The sequence below is a fragment of the Paenibacillus sp. M2 genome, from assembly GCF_046713495.1.
In the GTDB taxonomy this organism is placed as follows: domain Bacteria; phylum Bacillota; class Bacilli; order Paenibacillales; family Paenibacillaceae; genus Paenibacillus; species Paenibacillus amylolyticus_B.
The window spans coordinates 4,702,401-4,724,686 of sequence record NZ_CP169648.1 but is presented as its reverse complement, the minus strand read 5'-3'; the positions used below and the strand labels follow the sequence as shown (position 1 = coordinate 4,724,686).

Genomic DNA, 22,286 nt, shown 5'->3' with positions numbered 1-22,286 from the left:
CCGGATATAAACTATTGTCAATACATATATTTACTCTTTAAAAAAAGTAGTGTATAATTAGATATATGGAGGGGATACAAATGCAAACCGTAAATGTAGTGGGGCTACATAATAACTCAGTATTTGATGATATGAGAACATATTTGAAAAAATTCAACAGTGTTCACACTCAGAAAAATTACGAACGCTCATTAAGAAGCTTTTACATGTGGTATAAAGGTAAAGAAATTGAAATGCTAGTGAGAGAGGATATGAAAATTAGAAATGCAGATTTAATTGGTTATCAGATATATCTAAAAGAGCACCCTATTGATTACTCAAATAACTCAATAAACAACATTATGGCAGCCGTACAAAGTTTTTATGAATTCCTTGAGATAAATGAATATGACGTCAATTCGAAATTTGCTAAAGTAAAGGTTCTACCAGATGACTCAGAGCGAAGTGGAGCTTTATATTACAATGAAGCAGAAAAGATCGCTTCATTACTACGAGAAGAAAAAGTTAAAGGCATTGAAAAGGCAGCTTTCGTCCGATTAGCTTACACAGCAAGTTTCCGCAAAAGTACATTATTGTCAATCTGCTACTCCGATATTAAATTAGATGATAATAGAGGATATTATAATATTCACACTGTTGGGAAGGGTGGCAAAAAGCACACTGTTCCAATCTCCAAAGAATTATACAGTGAGTTATTACTTATAAAGAATCAAAAATACTACGGTAGGTATGGCGATGATAAAATTTTTCATCTTTCAACCAAAACGATTCAGGTTATGATGGACAACTTGAAAGAACAGATGGGGATTTCTCCTGAAAGAAATGTTAAGTTTCACAGTCTAAGGAATGTAGCTGCTGGATTTGGAACATTGGAAGAAGCCAAAAAACATCTTAATCACACGAATGTCTCAACAACTGAAACCTATTATAGACACGTTAACGAAGACCGCTCTAATAGCATTAGCTTAAGAATGGAAGAAAAAATTGAAGATTCTATACTAGAAAAGCTTTCAAAAGAAGAACTTATCGAATTGATTATGCAACAAAACCATGGAGTGCTGACCCAAATGAAAAGAGACGCACAAGAAACAATCAAAAACAAAGGAGAGGCGATTAATTGAGTATAATAGAGCTGAAGTTAACACCAGAAAAGATGATGTTTCCAAGAAAAGAAGCGGATAACAAAAATGATTTTAGGATATACTCCTGTCACGCAAATAGTCCGAATGTACTTTTGAACTCGTATGGGAATCTTAGCATCAAAGGCGTAATGCAGCGTTTGGAATTGGGGGTCGAATACGAAGCACAAATTGAGCTTGAGAAAGTAGATGCAAAGTACGGCGCTAGTTATAGCGTACTGTCCATTTATCAAGAAGTTCCTGAAACTATGGAGGGACAAAAAGCCTTCCTTGCTACTTTAATGACGGAGCTACAACTTAAAGAAGTGTATAAAACGTATCCAAACGAGGATATTGTAAAATTGATTATTGACGATAAATTTGAATATGAGAAAGTTAAACAGTTCGGATCAAAGACTTACAAAAGGATTAGAGATAGGATTCTTGAAAATATCGCTTATCGTGACATATTAAGTCGATTAGGAAAATACGGCATCACCTATGATATCATTTTAAAACTTGAGAAAACTTTTGGCTCGAAAGAATTAGCAATTCAGAAGATCGAAGAAAATCCTTACGAATTAACTCAATTATCTGGATTTGGATTTAAACGAGCAGATAAGATTGCACAGTTAATGGGCTTTAAGAAAGACGATCCACATAGAATCAAGTATGGGATTAGATTTACAATTGATGACAACCAACAACAAGGGCACACTTATATGTTAAGAGATGAGTTGCTGCGTAATGCTTCTGAGAAACTTGAACTCACTGAGGTAGTAGTCGAAGATTATCTAAACGATACTGATGGATTAGTGTTTATTGATGACAAAGTTTCATTAACTAGAACCTACAATGCTGAAAAACACATAGCCAAACGATTATTTGAAATATTAAGTAGCAGTAAGGAATTAGATTTTGATCCTGAGAAGTATATTGATGAGATAGAGAAGAAATATAAAACGAAATTTACGAATCAACAAAAAAAATTCTTTTATGATATCAAAAATAACCCTGTCAATCTTCTGGTAGGATACGCTGGATGTGTAGATAAGGATACAGAATTTTTTGACGGGTATGGATGGAAGAGAATTTGTGACTTTAGACATGGAGATAGAGTTTTACAATATAATGATGACGGATCGTCAGAATTAGTATATCCTTCAAAATACATAGTGCTACCAGAGGAAAAATTGACTTTAATAAAAACAGATAGAGGCAGTATAAACCAGTGCCTTTCCGATGAGCACAACGTTGTCTATAATACAAGCAAAGGAAATCTAGCCAATATAGAATTCAAGGAGTTAAAACGTAGACATGAGATAAATGAATGTGGCTTTAATGGTAGATTTATGACGACGTTTAGATATTCGGGATGCGGGATCAATTTAAAAGATGAAGAAATAAGATTGATGGTGGCAATTATTGCAGATGGCAATTTCGTCAAAGGAATCAACACAAATAGATGTAGAATAAATATAAAAAAACAAAGAAAAAAAGATAGACTAGTTCAAATTCTAAATGAATGTAAAGTTGACCATAAAGTTAAAAATAGAAATGATGGTTTCTCCTCATATACGTTCTATGCACCAATGAAAGCAAAGAAATTTGATTCATTTTGGTACAATTGTAATGAGAATCAAATAAAGGTAATAGCAGACGAAGTTTTACACTGGGACGGGAATAGCATTAATGGTAGAGAAAGGTTCAGCACCACAGAAAAAGAGTCTGCTGATTTTGTTCAATTTGTATTTTCTTCTATAGGTAAAAGATCGACTATTGCAATTAATGATAGGTCTGGAGAAGAATATAAATGTTCAAAAAATGGAATAGATAAATACTACAGAAGATCTAAAGAATATATCGTAAATATATCGCAAGGGAAAAGTGAAGTATCGTTAATATCTAGATCCAGAAATACTAAGACTGAGTTTAAAGAATATAGAACGTTAGATGGATTGAAGTATTGTTTTACGGTTCCATCTGGCATGTGGATAATGCGAAGAGAAGGTAGAATTGCTGTTACAGGAAACTGCGGAAAATCATATTTACAAAAGTTTCTTGTAGACTTACTAAATAAATTAGGACTAACATATGTATTACTATCTCCGTCTGCAAAAGCAGCAAAAGTTACTCGCACCTATACGGGAGTAAATGCTCAAACTATACATAGGAGAATTGGTTTTGGTATGGACAAAGAAGAAGAGATGATGCTAGAGATTCACGAAGACTTTGTAATTATTGACGAATCCGGTATGACTGATGTCTTTATCTTATCCTCACTACTATCAAAAATTAAGAATCCAAATACTAGAGTGCTATTTGTAGGTGATGATTTTCAGTTACTATCCGTACAGGCAGGAAATTTTCTGCACGATGCTATTGAAAGCGGAGTAATTCCAATGACGAAGTTGGACATTGTTTTTAGACAAGGGGATGGAGGCATCCTTGATGTTGCAACTAAGATAAGAGAAGGCAAGCAGATCGTAGGAAATGATTTTGAAGGTAAGCAGTTGTTTGGAAAGGACTTTTTACTGCACTGTGTTGATCAGGTACAGATTGAAAAGGGATATAAACACTATTATAATTTGTTACTGAATACATATAAGCCTGAAGATATTATGGTACTGTCTCCAACTAAGAAAGGGAAGTTAGGAACCATAGAACTAAATAAGTACATACAAGAGCAAGTCAATCCATTTGATTCAACAAAGAAACAGCATGAATATGGATACGATGGATTAATTAGAGTTGGAGACTACATCCTCAACACGGTCAATATGTACCAGATAGCGAATATGTCTGAAGAAGGAATAGATGTAGTAAATGGAGATTCAGGAAAAGTAATCGATATAAAGACGGAAGATGATAAAAGGAATGGTGACGATGAATTAGCGGAGAGTGAAAAAAAAGGAATTATAATTCAATTTGATGATCAACTTGTTAGATTAGACATAGGTTTAGCAGCTCAATTATTATCTGCTTGGGCATTAACAATACATAAGAGTCAAGGAAGTTCTAGCGAAGCAACGTTAATAGTAGTTGATAGATCCAATAAGTTTCAGATAAGTGCCAACTTAATTTATACAGCAATAACTAGGAGTGTATCTAGGTGTATATTCTTAACTCAGGCAGAGACATTAAACTTTGCCATAAGAAAAGTAGAAAGTAAGAGAAGAAATACACATTTGTGTAGACTGTTGCAAGAAAAAAATTAAATAAGTGAAACGAAGTCTATTGGATGAATATATCCGGTAGACTTTTTTTGTTTTACGATTAAAGGGTAATCGTGAATTGAGTTGTTGTATTGTGAAAGATAGATATACCAAGGGAAAATGAGAGAAATGTTGTTAGGGGGTATGTTGATCAGTGATGTGTATCGCAAAAGCCTATACGTATCAAGGGAAATAGGGTGAAAAAGGATAGAATATGAGATGATATGTGATGGTTACAGTAATGTAATAAATTTATAAAGTTAGATGGGAGTAGAGGAAAAGGGATTAGTTACGATTGAGATTGTGATTGATATTTGATGAAAATAGAGTAAAAAGTTACAAAAGTATTACAAATAAATGGAAATAAAATGGGAGGGGATGAATATTAAATCATGGTGTGGAAGTGGAAGTGCTAGGCCACTATTTTCCAATTATGACTCGATTTTGGATTTAAAATAGCCCCCATACCCTTACTAGATACTACACAAGATATATTGTGTGGTATTTGGAGTATCTAAGGGCACTCATTCAACTGATCTGGTTAGGTGCTAAATTGTCAAGCTAATTCTCAAAAAAATATTTAAAATGTTCAAAAATTCTGAAAAATTTACCTCACACACCATATACCCTATGGGGGTATAATATAATCGCTGGGTAACAGCCTTTGCATATATCATGACTTATATCAAATTAAATTGTACACTATCTAATTGTTGTTCATTATATATATCATCATCTATCTACACATTCATCACTCTCAACTTATCAATTCGCTCCACATGCTCACATTTATGCTATCTATCTCACCTCTGACTTTCGCATATTATCACATACACTACACCATTACACTACCACACTCTACATTATTCTTATTTCAATTTTCAACTCAAAAGTTTTGAACCCTAAATTTAATTTCAATATTTAATTTTCCTTTCAGATTTACCTTTCCAATTTTCATAAACTTGATAGTCAATATGGAATCTCATTATCGTATTTAAGAATTAAAATATGTACAAATACATAGAAATATGATATAATTATCTTACAAGGTTGATACAGGGGGTGAACAACATGTCCATACCAGAGCCACTATCTGATGATACATTACTTACACTCATACCACATTTAGCGACACAAGGACACATCAAGTTATCATCACACGCTGAACTCAGACTTAATCAGCCTGATAGGAATTTCACTTTTGAAAGGTTACTATTCATACTACGACATCCTAAGACAATTACATCTGAATGGGATGAAGGGAGGAAGAGATACAAGTATAAGGTACAAGGTTACAATAGGAGACATGCAGTAGTTAGTCTTATCATAAGCAATACATATATCAAGGTAGTCACGGTGTTCTAACTGTGACTACTGATTCACCTATTTAAATCACATACGATTGGGGTATAATACAATATGATTACATATGGCAACTCACTAGCCAACACATTAAATGAGGAGGTAACATATATGAGTAGCTTTAACGATGCACACAACAAAGATAAACAATTCAAAGAGTCATTGATTAGTAGTGTAGTAGCACCAGATAAACAGGATGCATACACTAAAGCAGTAGACTATTCTATTGATGATTTAATGGGTGTTATGGAAGCATATAAACATGGATCAATTACCAGTGAAGAGGTTGCACAGGAACAGATTAAACTATTCTTAGAAGAGTATACGGTTAAACTAATCAATATTATCAAAGAGAAATGATTATCGTTTCTCCTTTAGGAATAAATATGTACATTAGTTTAATATTATTTATATTCACACTTTCACTCTATTATTAGAGTTTTACATATATAACTATCATTTCAAACTGAAAGGATGAACTAGCATCACAATTAAAGTAGTGGACTCAATAATGGGTAGCGGAAAATCAACATTTGCTATTGAAAAAATGAACAATGACACTGAGAGAAAGTATATTTATATTACTCCATTCTTAGATGAGATAACACGAGTAAAGCATCTATGTCCAAATAAAAGGTTTGTTGACCCGAAGAATTATGATAATGAAGGACACTTTCAAAAAAAGCAGGATTCTCTTCATAATCTATTAGCTGCGGGACATAATATTGCGACAACTCACTCACTGTTTAAACAGTCTAATGAAGAAACTAAAGAACTTATCCAAGCAGGGAACTATGTGCTAATACTGGATGAGGTTATGGATGTAGTCGATCATCTTACAATTAAAAATTCAGATAGAGATTTATTATTTGAAAATAATTTTCTCAACGTTGATGATGAAGGTTATATAACTTGGAATAACAAAGATGAGAAAACGCGCAACTATGATGGTAAATTTAACGATATTAAACACATGGCAAATAACAGGAACCTTTTATTTTATAAAGGATCAATTCTAATCTGGACTTTTCCGATTTCTATTTTTGAAGCATTTAAAGAAGTATACATCCTAACGTATTTATTCGATGGTCAGATTCAGAAGTATTACTATGACTTAAACAAAGTGGATTATGAATACTTCCACATTGAAAATTCGAATGGTAAGTACAATTTACAGAAGGGTAAGAATAAGTCTCCTAACATCAAAGAACAATACAGTGATCTGATCGAAATATATGATGGTATTCTCAATGATATAGGTAATGATAAATATTCTCTTTCAATGTCTTGGTATGAAAATAGAAATCAAGCTGTTACCAAGTTGAAAAACAATGTGTCCAATTACTTTAAACATAAAATGAAAGCCAAGTCTAAAGACATCATCTGGACAACATATAAAGACTTTCAACCTAAAGTTAGCGGTAAAGGTTTTCAACGTTCTTATATTGCTGTCAATCTAAGAGCAACCAACGACCATAGACAAACAAAGTATCTGGCTTATACAGTCAATAGATTTATGAATCCGATTATAGAAGGTTTCTTTATTGAAAGAGGAGTAAAATTAAATCATGAACTCTGGTCAACTTCAGAACTTATACAGTGGATTTGGAGAAGCTCAATACGAGATAATAAAAAAGTGTATATTTATTTACCTTCTAAACGCATGAGAAACCTACTCAAAGAGTGGTTAGAAACATAGGTTGGGAAGTTTTAGTTCCCAAGATTGAAAAAAAGTCCTTATGTACCAACGGTTTTGAGACTCGTCTCTCGGAGAAAAAAATGTTATTATTAATTAATATATAAGACTAAAAATACAAAATTATAAATGAATTAATATACAATAAAAATTTATAATTATACATAGTTGTATTGAATCAATAATAATAGGTGGCGAGATCCATTCCGTTTCACTCCATGGCTGTCGCTTCACCTTCATCCACAACTTACGTTGTGTCTGTCATTTATATTATTCTTACCTTTGACTAACTCTAAAAAAGTTAGTCTATTTGTCATTAAGAGTGAAAATATGTATTGTAATTTAATTGGTTTTCCTTTATAATAAGTATATAAGGTTAAGGGAACAAATAAATTACGAGGTGATTCAAATGAGTCAAACTAAACTTGCTATCATGAAGTCCCAATGGACGCGTAAACAACAACTCAAGAGTCTGACTGTAATGGGCAGCCTACTTTTAAAATAGTATAAGAGTAAAAATAATAATTATAAACTAAAGGGGATTGAGAATAATGACAAACTTTAACCAAATGAACATGGATTACAAAGTGGATTATCTTTCTGAATTGTTGGCTGAACAAATTCGTAAGTTTGATGACAGATATAGCAACTTGTCTGATGCTGAGAAAGGTTCAGTAAAATTGGGATTTCATCTTGATTTGGCTGACAACAATATTGCTGTTACTGATGAATTGATTGAAGCTGTTAAAATTGAATTCTCTAACTCTCCTATGGCTGATATGTTGATTGATTATAAGCAATTAAACACTGTTGAGATAACAGAAACTCAGCAAGAAACTATTAATAAACTCGAAGAAGGGCGCAAAGTAAGTATTGTTAAATTCTCTGACTTCGGATTTCCACAGCTTATTCATACGGTTGTTCAGTTTGTTAAGGTTGATCGCTACGCGCAGTATGATAATGCATTATACATAACTCACAAACCTAAACGTAAACGGTCTAATTGGGTTGAAATTATCTTACCTTATCAAGAGGTTGCAGTTTATGACGGTTGGATTGATTTTGATATCGATGCAATTTCTCAAACTACAATCACTTCTAGTCTACATGTAACTGTTAAGCAATCTAGATACTCAAGTTTTGATCCTCAGTTTATGGTGGATATCAGGTCTAAATTAAATCAGAATCCGCTGGTTACTATCAACAGCAAAAAGGAGACAATTACATGCTAAGAATCTATTACATACATCCAGTACATAAAACTAATCCATACGCAGCGTTTAAGCATCCAGAGCAAAGAGTGAATTCACAAAACCAAACTAAACGTTCGTCAGTAGGGTTGTCCTTCAGTCAACACCTTGAACTTGTTGAATCATTAATTAAACAATAAAAATAACAATAGAAATGGATGTGTGTTTGAATGAAGAAGATTACAATGGTGGTAATGGTGCTTGTATTAAGTTTGATGGTGGCTAGTGCAGCTTTAGCTAATGGAGTAGAACCAGTTACAAAGCAGGCATCAATGAAGATTGAAAAGGTGTATTACATGAAGGGTAGTGGCTACTATGTTGCTCATACAACAAAGGATCTGGGAGGACATTTCTGGGTGTTACAAGTGACTGATATAGCAACAAAGAAAGAGGACAAGTCTTTTACCCAAGCGCTCTGTAAGCAGTATCAAGGCAAACAGGTAGTAGTCACATACACTGAACCAGTTGACTCGGATGAAGAAGTAGAGATTTGGGGTGTTAAATTGAAATAGATATTGTAATGGGATTCCTAAAAAGGAGTCTCTTTTTCGTTTATAAGAATAAAAATATGTATTGCAATATAAGGTTAAATAGATTATAATTAAGGTATCAAATACAAGAGGTGATTCGGATGCATTACTTAGATAAACAAGAAGCAAAAGTTAACATCATGTACAGACTGGTGGACGCAGGTTGGAAGGTTTTCGGATACAAACAAGATGAGTCGGATTCAATGGTTGACTACTACTCTCCAGCTTCTTGGTCTGGTGTCGCAACTAAAAATGGATATGTTTTGTTGGTTGATGTATGCAAATATAATCTTTCTGACTCTGGTCGTGAAGTTCGTAAATATGACTACAATAAGCAATCATATGCTGCAAACTCTCGTATAGAGAAATTAACAGCGACGATGAACGATGCAGCATCTACAGAGAACGAAAAGGCATCTTGTGCGGTACTCATCGAAAAAGAAAAGGAAAAAGCTAACGTTGAACCAACTTATACTGTCATTGAAACATATCCAACATTTGCATTTGCTAATCCTAAGGGAGCAAGCTGGCACATTGAGAAAGATGGTCAAATTATTGCAAAAGGTAACGGCGTATATGCTACTAATACATATGATTGGGAAAACAAAGAGAAAACTGCAACCCAACAAAAAGAAGAGAAAGTTATGTCTTTGATTAAACGTATTGAAAAAGCGCTGACAGATGCTGATGCTCTTAAGCCCGAAATTGTTAAAGTCCCAGTTAAAACTATTCAAGCAGTTGAAAAATCCATTTCTGAAGTTACTGAGGCAGATATCAAAGAAGGATTCACATTTGTAATGAAGGTTGGTTACACACGTGGGGCAAACAAAGGAAACATGTATTCATTTGTTGAAGAAGGTGTATTTTCTAAACTAGGCAAAAACAATAAACCATCTAAAAGTTTTGACAAAATGTGGAGCCCATCCATTCAAAGAATTAATGAGATGTTAAGCAAAGGACATATTGCCGTCATTGAGTTTGTTGAAGTTACTGAATACGTAGAGAAAACAGTCTATAAAAAGACGACACGTAAACAAACTGTATCCGATGTTCCAACAATTGAAACAACTCAAAAGAATGAAAGTAATGAGGAAGTTAACGAAAATAAGACAGAGGAGTCAAGCTTTGTTACTGTAACATTGAATGAAGAAAAGAATGGTATCGAGATTTCTTTTATCCAGAAACCGGACTCGGATGTTATTGAAGAATTAAAATTGAATGGCTTTCGTTGGTCGCGTTTTAGTGGAGGAAAATGGTGGGCAAAACAGACACCAGAAACAATTGCATATGCTGAGTCGCTTAAAATGGACAAGGACGAAGCACAAGGTGTATCACAAGAAGATGAATTTGAGGATACTCATATAAAGGAAAATAACACTGAAGACATTAATATAAAAGATGACGTTTTTACACAGGAGGAGAAAATCATGAGTAACGAAGAAACTGTAAACGACATTGAAACATTTGAAGATATATTTTCAAAATTTGATGATATAGAGATAACCAATGATCAAAGAGTTTCACCAGTAGACTATGAGTTTTGTCAAGAACAGGAAGAAATATATAGGTCAACAATAAATGCTTATTATAATTTAAAAAATGAACTAGATAAGATATCGGAATTAGATAATAAACATGGAAAAAAATTCGGAGAAGAAAAGAATGGGTATTTTATAGTGCAATATAGTGCATTTTATAGTGCGATGAGCAAGTATGACTATGATAAAAATATAACCGCGATAAAAAACAGTTTTATAGCTCATGTTTGTTCTTACTTCAAAAATAAATACAGTGTAACAATTGACATAGACAAGCTACAGAAGACTTTTACTTTTAGTGTCACTTCTCAAGACATTATAGACAATATTTTTATTCAGTTGGACGGTTATTCATTTACAGAGAAAGCAGAAAAAGAGATCAAAGATAAAACTAAAGAGATGTTTAAATACGGCGATAAAATATCAATTAAAAGCAGCAAACTTATACTTGATGGATATTTTGCTTATCATGACTCAATCTGGAAAGAATATAGATTAAATGAAAATAAAGTAGAGCATATTTTTCAATCTTTACAGTTGTTTGATAGTGGATCGATCACGCATAATGAAGAGTTGGAAAATAAATATTGTGGATATAATAATTCGAGAAAGTTAGAGAATTATGAACGTTATACTACACAAACACTGAAAAAAGTAAAATCAATCAAATTTTTAAAAAATGGTAAATTGGATATCGAATTCATCAGCAATCAAGAAGCGGCGCGATTCGCGTCTGAATATTGTGGATATAAAAAAGTAGCCGTATAAAAGCGGATCAAAGGGGTTTGCTAAACATGACTTATCACATTAACCATATGACTGTTCCACAGGAAAAGAGAGAGAACATAAACAATAAAATAATACACATACTTGATAACAATTTGAATGAAAAGTATGGGATCAATCAACAAAACATATACGATACATATACGGGTAATGGCGGCCTTCATGGATTAAACTTTTCTGATTATGATAATTTCCACACGTACACTGAAGCCAAGAGGGATATAGAGGTGGGGCAGTTCTTTACGCCTCACTCTATATCTAAATTCCTTGTTGACTGTCTTAAGCCCTCTAAAGACGATCTAATTGCGGATATGACTTGTGGAATGGGGAACTTTTTTAATTGGTTGCCTAATCATCATAATGTATACGGAAATGAGCTTGATATAAGAGCATTTAAGGTTGCTAAGTATCTGTATCCTGATGTCAATATGTCGCATGATGATATTCGAAATTATGAACCACATATCAAGTGTGACGTTGTTTTGGGAAATCCTCCTTTCAACTTGAAATGGGCTTACAATAACGAAGAATATCTAAGTCAATTATATTATTGCTTGAAGTCGTTTAAACTTCTTAAACCTTCAGGAATACTTGCTTTAATTGTCCCTGTATCATTTTTATCTGATGATTTTGCAGATGGTGGAATGATCAAAACTATAAACGATATGTTCAATTTCATTTATCAAGCCGAATTGTCTTCCGATTGCTTTGAGAATGTTGGGGTAAGTAATTTTCGTACTAAGATTATGTTTTTTCAAAAGAAGAGTCAGTATATCGTGGATGATAGACCATATGAAAGTACTATTTCATCAATTCTAAACATAAGCGAAACTACTAGTGATTACATTTATAAGTCATACATAGAACCAATTGTGAAAGAGAAGGAGAAGATTAAGCAAAAGGTTTTGTTAGAATCATTAAGAAGCGGAAGCGATGATAGTAATTATCAGGATGAGGTGAAAAAACTATTATTTGATATTAAGCGTAATCCCAAAATCAGTAACAAATATACTAAGTGCTTAGAAAAAGTTAATCAGTTAGCGACACAAAGACAACCTGAATCAATGAAGTACGATGAATGGGCAAAAGTGAGACTAACTCCAAACAAAGTATTGTCATATCTAAAACGTATAATTAAGAATCAACATATAAAAGAGATGGATGAAATTAAACTTGTTAAAACAGCGTCAGGATTAAAATATAAAGCCTATTCTCACAAAACGAAATTGCAACTATCTAAAATGGAGAAAGTAAAAGAAGCATCGTTTGTAGATATGATTTTCAATGAGGACTACCCTTTTGAAGAACGGAAATTTAAGAAACTACAACAAAGAAAAATTAATGCTTACAAGAAACAAGCAGAGCCATTTAAAACAATGTCGCAAGATAAATATATCTCTAAATGGCTAAATGAATATGAACTAAACGACTCTCTAAATGACCGTGTAATCAAGTTTAATAATATACAATGTGATGATATGGGAAGGATGCTACAAAAGCGATATGGGCTGTTACAGTGGGATTGCGGAGGCGGTAAATCTCTTGCAGCCGTTGCCTATTCTCAGTATCACTTACAGCACAACAATGTGAGAAATATGTTTATAGTTGCTCCAGCTATTGCAATAACGGGCACTTTTGAAACTATACTTACAAGTTATGGTATTCCATTTGTTAAAGTAGACTCTTTGCAAAGTATCTCATCTATTAAACCATCTGACATAGTACTAGTAACGTTTAATATGGTTACTAAGTATCAGAGACAGATTAAGAAGTTTATCCGCTTAAGTGGGCGTAAAATAGGTCTAGTGCTTGATGAAAGTGACAGCATAGCCACCATGACAAGTAAAAGAACGAAGGCCACTTTGAACGTATTTAAAAATGCAAAATACAAACTATTAACAACTGGTACAAGTGTCAGAAATTCAATAGGTGAGGCTTTTCCACAATTTCAGTTGCTTTATAATTCCTCGGTTAATTTTTTGAATCGATGTGAAGAAATATATGTAGAAGACAAGAAGACTAAGGAACTAAAAACAGAATTAAATGTACATTATCTGAAACCCTATCCTCAGTATCACAAGGGGCAGAAGTTATTTAAAGAAAGTCATATACCCGAAAAAATAACTGTGTTTGGAGTATCACAGGCTACGCAGCACATATATAATTCGGATGTACTAAAAGCTTTAATTGATTCAACGATTATTACTCGAACATTTGAAGAAATTACAGGAAGATCAATTGCTAACATTTTTCAAGATACATGCAGTTTCAACAATCACGAATATGATTTATATAAAAAGATTGTAGAAGAGTTTTATGAAATGGCGAGAAGCGTCAATAGGACAGGCAACAGCAGAAAAGATAGAATGTTAGAAATATTACAACAGTTAAATATGCTTATCAGAAGTTGCAGCGCTCCGCACCTTTTTAAGGAGTATAGAGGTAGTGGATACTCCTCTAAGTTTAAGAATGTATTTAACAAACTTGAGCAATGGAACAATGAACCAGTTGTAATCGGATGTAGATTTAAAAAGACAGTATATAGTTATGCGAGACATATTAAAGAGATATTCCCAGAACGAAAACTATTTATTGTCACTGGTGAGGATATGAGTCTGAAGCAGAGGAAAGAAATGATAATTGAAATGAAAAAATGTTTCAACCCTATTATGGTTTGTACTCAACAATCATTGTCTAGCAGTATCAGTATTAACTATGTTAATAAAATAATTGTTCCAGAATTAGCGTGGAATGGAGCGAGCTTGCATCAGTTCACAGCTAGATTTGTACGTTTCGATTCTGAATCAGATGATAAAGAGATTCACTATGTAACATATGAAAATAGTATAGAAAGTAATTTGCTTAAATTAATATTGAGTAAGGAGAAACTTAATTTATTTATGAAAGACGATGAAATAAGTGATGATGAATTGTACAGTCGATTTGGTGTAGATTTTGATATTGTAAACATGCTAATGACGAAAGAAAAGGATCAAGACGGATACACAAGGTTAAACTGGGGAAGACAAGAAATAGTGTAATTTAAGAATGAATATATGTATTGACTATTAAGGTGTTATCATTTATAATTACATTAACAAGTTAAACAAGAGGAGATGATTACATATGTTTAAAATATTCAAAGGCATCAAAGAAGCTAAGGCAGTAAAAGAGGCGGCTCGAATCGAGGCAATTAATGTTCGACTCGCGGAAGAACGTGCTAATCATGAACGTCTCTGTGCAGAGTTCGCAGCAAAAGAAACTACTCGGCTAGAAGCAATGCGCAAAAAAAGTAGCGAGAAGTGGAAGCAGCGCTTCCGTGAAGAGTGTGAGCATCAAGGCAAGCAAGTGCCTGCTTATATGAAATAAAAGATAAAGATATACATAGTAACATTGTATTGTAATGAGAAACAGTGTACTGGAACTAAGTCAAATACTCATTTCATAAGGATATTGGAGGAATAATAATGCTTATCAAAAAGAAAGATGTCGTAGTTGGTCAAGTATATGAAGATGGATCATCTTTTCAGGCTTATTCGATAAACTGGGGTACTGGAGAGAAGAATTTTATTGGCAACTTCGATACATTTGATCTAGGAAAGAAATCGGTACTCAAATATAAGAGGGGAAATTGCTAATATGCAATGTCCTAATTGCAAAATAAAAATGAATATCAAAACGGATAATGATTTAAATGAAAAATACTTTGATTGTGAATCTTGTGGTTACAATATATTGCAGTCACTAACAAAAGTAAACATAAGTAAAGAAACATTGGAATTGATTAAATATTCTTGATAAATGAGTGATTTCATCAAATCATAGAAAGAGGGATTACTAATAGGATTATCAGTAGAAGAAAAACAGAGACGTAAAGAAGAAAGAAGATTAGTTAAATGGAATAAAACGCATAAAGAAGTTAATGGAGTAGATCATAAAGTTTGCAATAGATGTGATACTTATAAACCCGCAACTTTAGAGTTCTATTATTATAACAAAGCAAATTCAATTGATCGTGTGTATCCCTATTGTATCGATTGTGCAATTGAATCTGCTGAAACATGGAGAAATAAAAACTATGACCGTTTCTTAAAAAACCAAAATAAATATGATTCACAACCGAGAGTGAAAATTGCAAAAAGAATGTTTTCCAAAATTAGAAGGCTGAATGGGAGCCATAAGGAATGGCTAGATGAAAACAAAGATAAGACTAAAATATATAGACAGATAAAATTTACAAAGACCCATAACATAAGCGTAGAAGAATGGAAATCATGTAAACTTTACTTCGATAATTCTTGTGCTTATTGTGGCTTAGATATCAAAAAACATCTTATTAAAAGAAATGGGAAAGAGATTAAATCAGACTTGCACCGAGAACACGTTGATGATAATGGCGCAAACGATCTTTCAAATTGTATACCAGCTTGTGTAAGCTGCAATAGCCAAAAATGGAAATTTGGTTTGGAAGAATGGTATGCGATTGAAAATCCGATTTATTCAGAATTGAGGTATAAACGAATTGTTAAGTGGTTGGATAGTGACTATAAAAACATAAATACATAGGAGTGATTAGAATGAGATACACATTCGAAAATTGGATTCAAACAGAGTATTGGGAGGGTGCATTAATCACTTCTCCAACAGGATTAGAGTACTTAACGAATGGAGTTTCAAAATGGGAGCCAAATGCAAACAGAAAGTATAGAGTTGTTGACAACATTAGCAATAAAGTTGACTTCAAGAGTCGATGGAATATGTATTCGCCATATGATCATATTGAGGGAGTGAAATAGCATGAATGATAATCAAATGTTGACTGTACTTGAGCAAGAGGGTTTCGAAGTCGTAAACCAAACTGAAGTTATTTGGAAACATGCTCATGAGATTGGCTATGTTTGGGATGAAGTGGATCAGAAATGGATTAAAGCTTAGCTTAATAATGCATGAATATACAGACCGAAAAGTGTAATACTCGTGATTAATGATAATTTTATTCAATAATACGTATAATCATGAATAATATTAAAGGAGGAGTAGCGCCCTATGTCTACTTATGATGGAGCATACACAAATAAGAATGCTGACTATGGCATTTTAAAAATATGTTGTTGTAATGAAGAAGTAAATGACTTCTGTGATTATCATGGAAAATACAAAGATGGAGGTTTTAAGAAGTCTAAAGAATATATCGAATTAAAGAAAAAGCTTACTAATAACCAATCTTAATGAAATGCTTATTTGACTAAATTTTTTTGCTTAACAATTAAAATATATTTTAAGGGGGTGAACACCATGACATTGAAAGAAAGAACACAGACTATAATTGATGAATTTGGAATCAAGAAGTCATTTATCGCAAAGAAACTAGGAATCAGCAACGCATTGTTTTCACTGTTCATAAATGGAAAGCAACCACTACAAAAACCTGAGATTGAAAAGCTTGAAATGTTCATTGAAGGATATAAAACAAATACATAATAGGAGTGAATCAATATGGGAGCTACATTAAAATTACAGCCACAAACATTTATCGAGGATAAAAATTTTAGAGAGGAATACATAAGTAAAACTGAAGTACTTGAAAAAGTAAAAGAAATCGTTATGTTGCCAGATAAAAAATTTATCGAGTCGAAAGAAGTAGCTGCATATTATAATGTAGACCTATCTACAATCAGACAAGTGAAAAATCGCCACAAGGATGAGTTTGATGAAGATGGCGTAACAACCATTGCGGGTATAGCATTCAAAGACTACAAGCAAAGCATAGCGTTACAAGGTGTCACGCTATCAGCCAAAGCTAACGTTACACTGTTTACAAGAAAAGCAATGCTCCGTGTAGGTATGCTTTTAAAAGAAAGCGACATAGCAAAAAAGGTAAGAGATTATCTGCTAATCGTAGAAAAATCAGCATCAACAGAAATTAGGGACACTATACTGGGAAATTGGTCGAGTAATGATATTTTATTGATTGAACAAACAATTAACGAGGAAACTGCCAAAGGAAATACGAAAATGAGCGCACTTCGCAAAGCAGCTAAGAAACTAAATAGAAATGCCAATAATGTTCAACAAAAATACTACCAGATAAAAAAGAAATTCGGATCTCTTCAAAGCTACTTAGTGGAGAAGAATGTGGTCTACTTAAATACACCTGAAGACATTAATATATCGACTGAGAGCCCTCATGAATCCAATGGGCAATCTGATATTGTCCATGCGATAAAGTGCCAATTAGAAAGCGTTGTGAGTGGTTTACGAGAGGATGCTAATTTTCTGTCACAAATTAATGAGTTGAGGTTAGAGGTAAATGAATTGAAAAATCAGATTAAGCTCAAAGATGTACTTCTTGAAGGGAAAGATGCGCAGTTGACCAACAAATCAAAGTTGAATAGCAAACTTAAGAAGGAAAAGTCTGATCTGGAACATAAGTTGAAATTCATTTCTCAAATCGTTCAAAGTAGCAAAGTGGTTGATAATACTCATACAGAAATTCAAGACACAAAGAAGTATGTGATCAAAAATGGTGTCATAGAGACCCAATAAAACCAGTCTTTCATAAGCAGCCTTTAATGGGCTGTTTTTGATTTCAGTAAAACAAGACTTTTACATAAAGAAGAGGAGTCTGCATATTTAATCAGCTCCTTTTTTATTTCTTTTTGATGACAAAATACATAGAAACTATAAGCAATATTGAAGCTAAAGTAAGTACTACATACACGTATTCAATCTTAGAGGTAGTTATGTATAATATGTATCCTAGTAAAGCAAGACAATTTCCAACTACCCAAAACAAAGTACTCTTACTCATAAAGCATCAGTAAACATAGTGTACTGCTCCTCCTAAAGTACTAGTTCATGCAATAGGAATATTTTATTTCAGTATTATACTTTTATCAAGGGCTTTCAGTGTTAAACGAAATAAATCTATATTATGAATGAAAATATGGATTGATTAAATAGTTATATAATGTTATGATTACATCAGGAATTAGGTAACAGTGTATTGAGATGAGAAACAACGTACTGTAATGATGCATAAGATTAAGTGAAACATATGGAGTTTTATTTAAAGGATTTTGTAAAGGAGACAAATGGAGAATGAGCAGATTGATAAACTTTGAAGAAGGAATGGAAATTGTAAGGCAGGATTAATAATGTTATGAACGTATTAGGGAAACATACTATCTACTTGGAGGAACACTCATGTCAGAATAAATGAAAATGGATGGGGCTATCTCAGATTTTTTTCGTGAACACTATAACAGTGGCTGGACTCCAGCAGAGCAAGTAGAGTTTCTGATTGAACTCTTTTCTAATTTGTCTTTACATGTACGGCCTGCATTTCCATCGGATGAAAAAATGGTTCTTGTCACTACTCAAATGATGGAAGAGGCTCTGAAACGCCGTAAAATTAAGGTTGATTTCGGTGAAGTGGATAAAGCTAGAGATTAGAATAAGCTTTCAATCAAAGCAGGATTTTATTCTAATACTTGGAGGAGAAAATATGAAAACATATGTTAAACTTTATCAGGATTATGACCAATCTAGAATTCTTTATGTTGGTGAAGAAGAAAATTATGCTAGAAATATCACGATGCAACAGGTTGAAGGTGACGAATATGTCAACTATGGGGGAGCCACGCACGAACTTCAAATTTGGGAAAATGGGGTGCTGGTGCATACCGAAGTTGAAATCAAAAAGCATTATGAGGACTTTACAGAAGACTCCAGAAACTATGAATCTGAACCGGAAGATCGCTATGACATAAGATATTGAAGGTAATTAGATGATGAAACAGTTATTTTACATAAATCAATAAGGGGAAATTGCTAATGAAAAAAGACAATTTAGGAGATCGCATGAAAGGATACGAGGACGTATCTAGAATCTATTTAATGAAGAGAACACCTATAATCTTACGGATCGATGGTAAAGCGTTTCATACATACACTAAGGGATTAGAAAGACCATTCAGCACTTACCTAGCAGATTGTTTTTGGGAAACTACAAAGTATGTTGCAAAAGAAATGATGGGAGTTAAAGTTGCTTATCATCAAAGTGATGAAGTTTCATTTCTATTAACTAACTATCACAAGGTAACTACCGAGTCTTGGTTCGATAATAATCTACAAAAGATGGTCTCTGTTGCAGCATCCTTATTTACATATAAGTTCAATGATTTAACTCGTGGAGTGATAGACAAACCCGCACTGTTTGATTGTAGAGCTTTTGTGTTGCCTAAAGAGGAGGTAGTTAACTACTTTATTTGGAGACAACAAGACGCATCCAAAAACAGTGTATCTATGGTTGCTCAGTCCAACTTTCCTCATAGATCCCTGCAAGGACTAAATGGCAGTCAACTACAAGAAAAGCTGTTTCAAGAAAGAAACATTAACTGGAACGACATTCCCACATGGCAAAAACGAGGTGTTTGCATTACTAAAGAACAGTTCAACCTAGAAACAGAAAATGGAGTAGCAACAAGGACAAAGTGGGATGTGGATATGGATATCCCGATTTTCACTCAAGATCGAAATTATATTGAAAAGTTTGTTTAGAGTTAATGATTCTAAAGAAGAACGGAGAAACGTAAAAAATGAACGATAAACCAATACGTCCAACCAAAGCAATATTCACTAATGAAATGGAATACAAGGACTTTGTAGAGTACGCAGTAAGTTCAAGTAAGACTAAGAGTGTGGGAATGGACAAGATGCGTAAATTGATGAAGGAATTCAAGAAAGCAAATGAAAGTTGAATTTTAAATAGAAAGGAGATATACATATGAACCCACAATTAATGCAAGAAGCCATGATCTTAATGGACAAAGCTAAGAAATATGATGAGTTAATTGCCTTTCCAGAGAGAAAACTTGAAATGCATTGTTCTTTTTGCGGCAAGAGTCAATCAGAAGTGGTAAAAATGGTAGCATCAAAACAGGCAAGTATCTGTGATGAAAGTATAGAGATATGCAATGAGATCTTAGATGAGGGAGACGATCGCGATGGGATTACTGAAGGAACTAACAGAGATGAGCCGTGAAGAGTTACTAGAGCTATTTAATAGAAACTTTGAGGAAGGCAAGCAGAATCATGATATAACTGTTAAATTGGGCTCAAATGATAAAATTAAAGATTAGGTGAAAGTCTGATATCATTTAATGTTCTCGTCCAAGGTGATAAGATAGTGTTGCGATATAAAGGAGGTGAAATACATGCTGATGGTAACGCGAACTACGTTTAACAACGCTAAAGTTGAAACTTCTATAATGGAGTTGGACGGTCGTACATATATTGTCCATTTACATTCGATTGGTGGATTCACCTGCTATCTGGAGGACTTCGAAACTCGCAAAAGGTCTAAATCTGAAAAATGCAATGAAGCAGATGAAGCAATTGAAGACGCTTGGAACAAAATCATCAAAGAGTAGCCTTCGGGCTGCTTTTTATTTTCTAAGAAAGATTAATTTTACCCAGATAGGTAACGATGTTAAAATATATGCACGTATAGCATCTTAGAACTGACTGGATGGTGGACATATGAGTATTATTAAATGTTCGAAGGAAAATTGTAACAACTACAGAAGTAGCAGTAATGAGTCCGGTATGTGTATGGTGTGTGAAGAGCGTAGACTAAATGATCTAGAAAAGATTGCAGCTAAGAAAAATAAAAGAGCTACAACGTTTAAGACTAAAGAGGAAATAGCAAGTTTTGACTATGATGTCTGCACAGTAAAAAGTTGTAGAGCAAGAGTTTTTATGAGAGGCAGATGTAAGAAAGACTATATTGAATTTATGAGTAGCAATAATAAAAAGTTATAAAAACAGAGATGCCTATGTGCATCTTTTTTGATTTTAAGAATAAAAATATGTATACAAACATTAAGTATTATGATAATATAAGATTATCAAATAGAAGAGGTGATCACTATGTATCAGGTGGTTGTCATTGAGAAGATTCTTGGTATAGTTACAGAGAATACATATGGATTTCCAACTGAAGAACAGCGTGACATGTTTATGGAATTGTGCGAGGACGATGATGTATTTGTTTTTCAAAGAGACTTGGTTGCAGTGTAAGTAAAACTATAATTTCATAAGGAGATGTGACATGAAAAAGTATCCAGAGTATGTATATAAAGCAATGAGCGCGAGACTAGGGATGACAATTGAGCAAACCAATGAACTTCCTGAAGGAGAAGTATTTGATAATTTGGTCACATGGAATTTAGGTTACAGCCAATGGTCTGACACAATCAAAGACTGGATCAAAGATGTGTACAAAATAGAATTATCGTGTAATGATCCTTTTACATAAACTAGAAATGGGGGAAATCTAATGGAGCTTTTCGGCATCAAGGTCTTGAAGTCGAACTGGATAGATATTAATGAAGAGGGTACTCAATACAATGAAGTGGAATTTCTTTTAAAGTCTTTAACTAAGTACAACGATATGACTATTGAAATTCAAAATGATTGGAAATTTAGAGTCTGGAACGGTGATAATGAAGTTATTGATGAGTTCTATTTAATCGAGAATAATGAATTTAGAAATATGTTGTATCGGAAGTATCCATTATGATTCAGAAGGGGAGACACTTGCATGGCTGTTTATAAAGTAAAGTATTATAAAGAATGTGAACATATAATGGAAGTGGAAGCAAGCAGCGAAGAAGAAGCAATAGAGAAGTATAAGGACTTCGATTGCATCAATGACTATGAGGTTCAAGGCATATCTGAAGAAGTGATTTCGATTGAGAGATATAAATGAATTGAATCGCTATAAGA

Annotated in this window: 25 protein-coding genes; all 25 read left to right on the top strand. The window is 33.4% G+C overall.

Translation table 11 applies throughout. From position 1 onward, the window contains the following. Positions 1 to 80 precede the first annotated feature (80 nt). The 25 genes from ACETMN_RS21845 (at position 81) to ACETMN_RS21725 (ending at position 22,269) form a co-directional block, all read left to right on the top strand. Positions 81 to 1,121: a tyrosine-type recombinase/integrase gene (locus ACETMN_RS21845; protein WP_179198370.1), complete on the top strand. Its 1,041-nt coding sequence runs from the start codon at positions 81 to 83 to the stop codon at positions 1,119 to 1,121. Continuing rightward, positions 1,118 to 4,336, top strand: coding sequence for an AAA family ATPase (locus ACETMN_RS21840; protein ID WP_091011975.1), 3,219 nt, complete (start codon positions 1,118 to 1,120; stop codon positions 4,334 to 4,336). The genes ACETMN_RS21845 and ACETMN_RS21840 overlap by 4 nt, the downstream gene beginning before the upstream one ends. 1,470 nt (positions 4,337 to 5,806) lie before the next feature. Continuing rightward, the gene (locus tag ACETMN_RS21835) at positions 5,807 to 6,055 is read left to right on the top strand and encodes a hypothetical protein (protein ID WP_411735128.1); all 249 of its coding nucleotides are present in this window, start codon (positions 5,807 to 5,809) and stop codon (positions 6,053 to 6,055) included. Positions 6,056 to 6,206: 151 nt separating this feature from the next. Beyond that, positions 6,207 to 7,394, top strand: coding sequence for a hypothetical protein (locus ACETMN_RS21830; RefSeq protein WP_411735127.1), 1,188 nt, complete (start codon positions 6,207 to 6,209; stop codon positions 7,392 to 7,394). A gap of 572 nt (positions 7,395 to 7,966) precedes the next feature. Continuing rightward, positions 7,967 to 8,623 (top strand): hypothetical protein, encoded by a 657-nt coding sequence (locus ACETMN_RS21825; RefSeq protein WP_411735126.1) that lies wholly within the window; start codon positions 7,967 to 7,969, stop codon positions 8,621 to 8,623. A 188-nt stretch (positions 8,624 to 8,811) separates the two neighbouring features. Beyond that, positions 8,812 to 9,153: a hypothetical protein gene (locus ACETMN_RS21820; RefSeq protein ID WP_091019877.1), complete on the top strand. Its 342-nt coding sequence runs from the start codon at positions 8,812 to 8,814 to the stop codon at positions 9,151 to 9,153. Between the two features lie 119 nt (positions 9,154 to 9,272). Beyond that, positions 9,273 to 11,477: a hypothetical protein gene (locus tag ACETMN_RS21815; RefSeq protein WP_091019879.1), complete on the top strand. Its 2,205-nt coding sequence runs from the start codon at positions 9,273 to 9,275 to the stop codon at positions 11,475 to 11,477. Positions 11,478 to 11,503: 26 nt separating this feature from the next. Then, complete coding sequence (locus ACETMN_RS21810; RefSeq protein ID WP_091019880.1) at positions 11,504 to 14,536, top strand: N-6 DNA methylase; 3,033 nt, start codon at positions 11,504 to 11,506, stop codon at positions 14,534 to 14,536. Between the two features lie 85 nt (positions 14,537 to 14,621). Next, positions 14,622 to 14,864, top strand: a complete 243-nt coding sequence (locus ACETMN_RS21805; protein WP_091019882.1) for a hypothetical protein — start codon at positions 14,622 to 14,624, stop codon at positions 14,862 to 14,864. A 98-nt stretch (positions 14,865 to 14,962) separates the two neighbouring features. Further along, positions 14,963 to 15,133, top strand: coding sequence for a hypothetical protein (locus tag ACETMN_RS21800; protein ID WP_167433606.1), 171 nt, complete (start codon positions 14,963 to 14,965; stop codon positions 15,131 to 15,133). A 487-nt stretch (positions 15,134 to 15,620) separates the two neighbouring features. Then, positions 15,621 to 16,061, top strand: a complete 441-nt coding sequence (locus ACETMN_RS21795; protein WP_143786577.1) for an HNH endonuclease — start codon at positions 15,621 to 15,623, stop codon at positions 16,059 to 16,061. Between the two features lie 231 nt (positions 16,062 to 16,292). After that, positions 16,293 to 16,430 (top strand): hypothetical protein, encoded by a 138-nt coding sequence (locus ACETMN_RS21790; RefSeq protein ID WP_179198650.1) that lies wholly within the window; start codon positions 16,293 to 16,295, stop codon positions 16,428 to 16,430. A 111-nt stretch (positions 16,431 to 16,541) separates the two neighbouring features. Then, positions 16,542 to 16,724 carry a hypothetical protein gene (locus ACETMN_RS21785; protein ID WP_091019891.1) on the top strand — a complete coding sequence of 61 codons (183 nt, stop codon included), beginning with the start codon at positions 16,542 to 16,544 and terminating at the stop codon, positions 16,722 to 16,724. Positions 16,725 to 16,790: 66 nt separating this feature from the next. After that, positions 16,791 to 16,976: a hypothetical protein gene (locus tag ACETMN_RS21780; RefSeq protein ID WP_411735125.1), complete on the top strand. Its 186-nt coding sequence runs from the start codon at positions 16,791 to 16,793 to the stop codon at positions 16,974 to 16,976. Positions 16,977 to 16,991: 15 nt separating this feature from the next. Next, positions 16,992 to 18,041 (top strand): hypothetical protein, encoded by a 1,050-nt coding sequence (locus ACETMN_RS21775; protein WP_411735124.1) that lies wholly within the window; start codon positions 16,992 to 16,994, stop codon positions 18,039 to 18,041. Between the two features lie 678 nt (positions 18,042 to 18,719). Continuing rightward, a complete protein-coding gene (locus ACETMN_RS21770) occupies positions 18,720 to 18,950 on the top strand; it encodes a hypothetical protein (RefSeq protein ID WP_411735123.1) in 231 nt (76 codons plus the stop codon). Positions 18,951 to 19,002: 52 nt separating this feature from the next. After that, a complete protein-coding gene (locus ACETMN_RS21765; RefSeq protein ID WP_091019897.1) occupies positions 19,003 to 19,275 on the top strand; it encodes a hypothetical protein in 273 nt (90 codons plus the stop codon). A gap of 56 nt (positions 19,276 to 19,331) precedes the next feature. Next, entirely contained in the window at positions 19,332 to 20,057 is a 726-nt protein-coding gene (locus ACETMN_RS21760; RefSeq protein WP_091019899.1) for a tRNA(His) guanylyltransferase Thg1 family protein, read from the top strand. Positions 20,058 to 20,283: 226 nt separating this feature from the next. After that, positions 20,284 to 20,541, top strand: a complete 258-nt coding sequence (locus ACETMN_RS21755; protein ID WP_091019900.1) for a ClpX C4-type zinc finger protein — start codon at positions 20,284 to 20,286, stop codon at positions 20,539 to 20,541. Between the two features lie 172 nt (positions 20,542 to 20,713). Further along, entirely contained in the window at positions 20,714 to 20,929 is a 216-nt protein-coding gene (locus ACETMN_RS21750; protein ID WP_091019902.1) for a hypothetical protein, read from the top strand. Between the two features lie 109 nt (positions 20,930 to 21,038). Next, positions 21,039 to 21,320 (top strand): hypothetical protein, encoded by a 282-nt coding sequence (locus ACETMN_RS21745; RefSeq protein WP_091019904.1) that lies wholly within the window; start codon positions 21,039 to 21,041, stop codon positions 21,318 to 21,320. Positions 21,321 to 21,428: 108 nt separating this feature from the next. After that, positions 21,429 to 21,578, top strand: coding sequence for a hypothetical protein (locus ACETMN_RS21740; RefSeq protein ID WP_179198652.1), 150 nt, complete (start codon positions 21,429 to 21,431; stop codon positions 21,576 to 21,578). A gap of 31 nt (positions 21,579 to 21,609) precedes the next feature. Then, positions 21,610 to 21,816, top strand: coding sequence for a hypothetical protein (locus ACETMN_RS21735; RefSeq protein WP_091019906.1), 207 nt, complete (start codon positions 21,610 to 21,612; stop codon positions 21,814 to 21,816). Between the two features lie 21 nt (positions 21,817 to 21,837). After that, the gene (locus ACETMN_RS21730) at positions 21,838 to 22,080 is read left to right on the top strand and encodes a hypothetical protein (RefSeq protein ID WP_091019907.1); all 243 of its coding nucleotides are present in this window, start codon (positions 21,838 to 21,840) and stop codon (positions 22,078 to 22,080) included. Positions 22,081 to 22,101: 21 nt separating this feature from the next. Continuing rightward, complete coding sequence (locus ACETMN_RS21725) at positions 22,102 to 22,269, top strand: hypothetical protein (RefSeq protein WP_179198653.1); 168 nt, start codon at positions 22,102 to 22,104, stop codon at positions 22,267 to 22,269. The last annotated feature ends 17 nt before the right edge of the window (positions 22,270 to 22,286 follow it).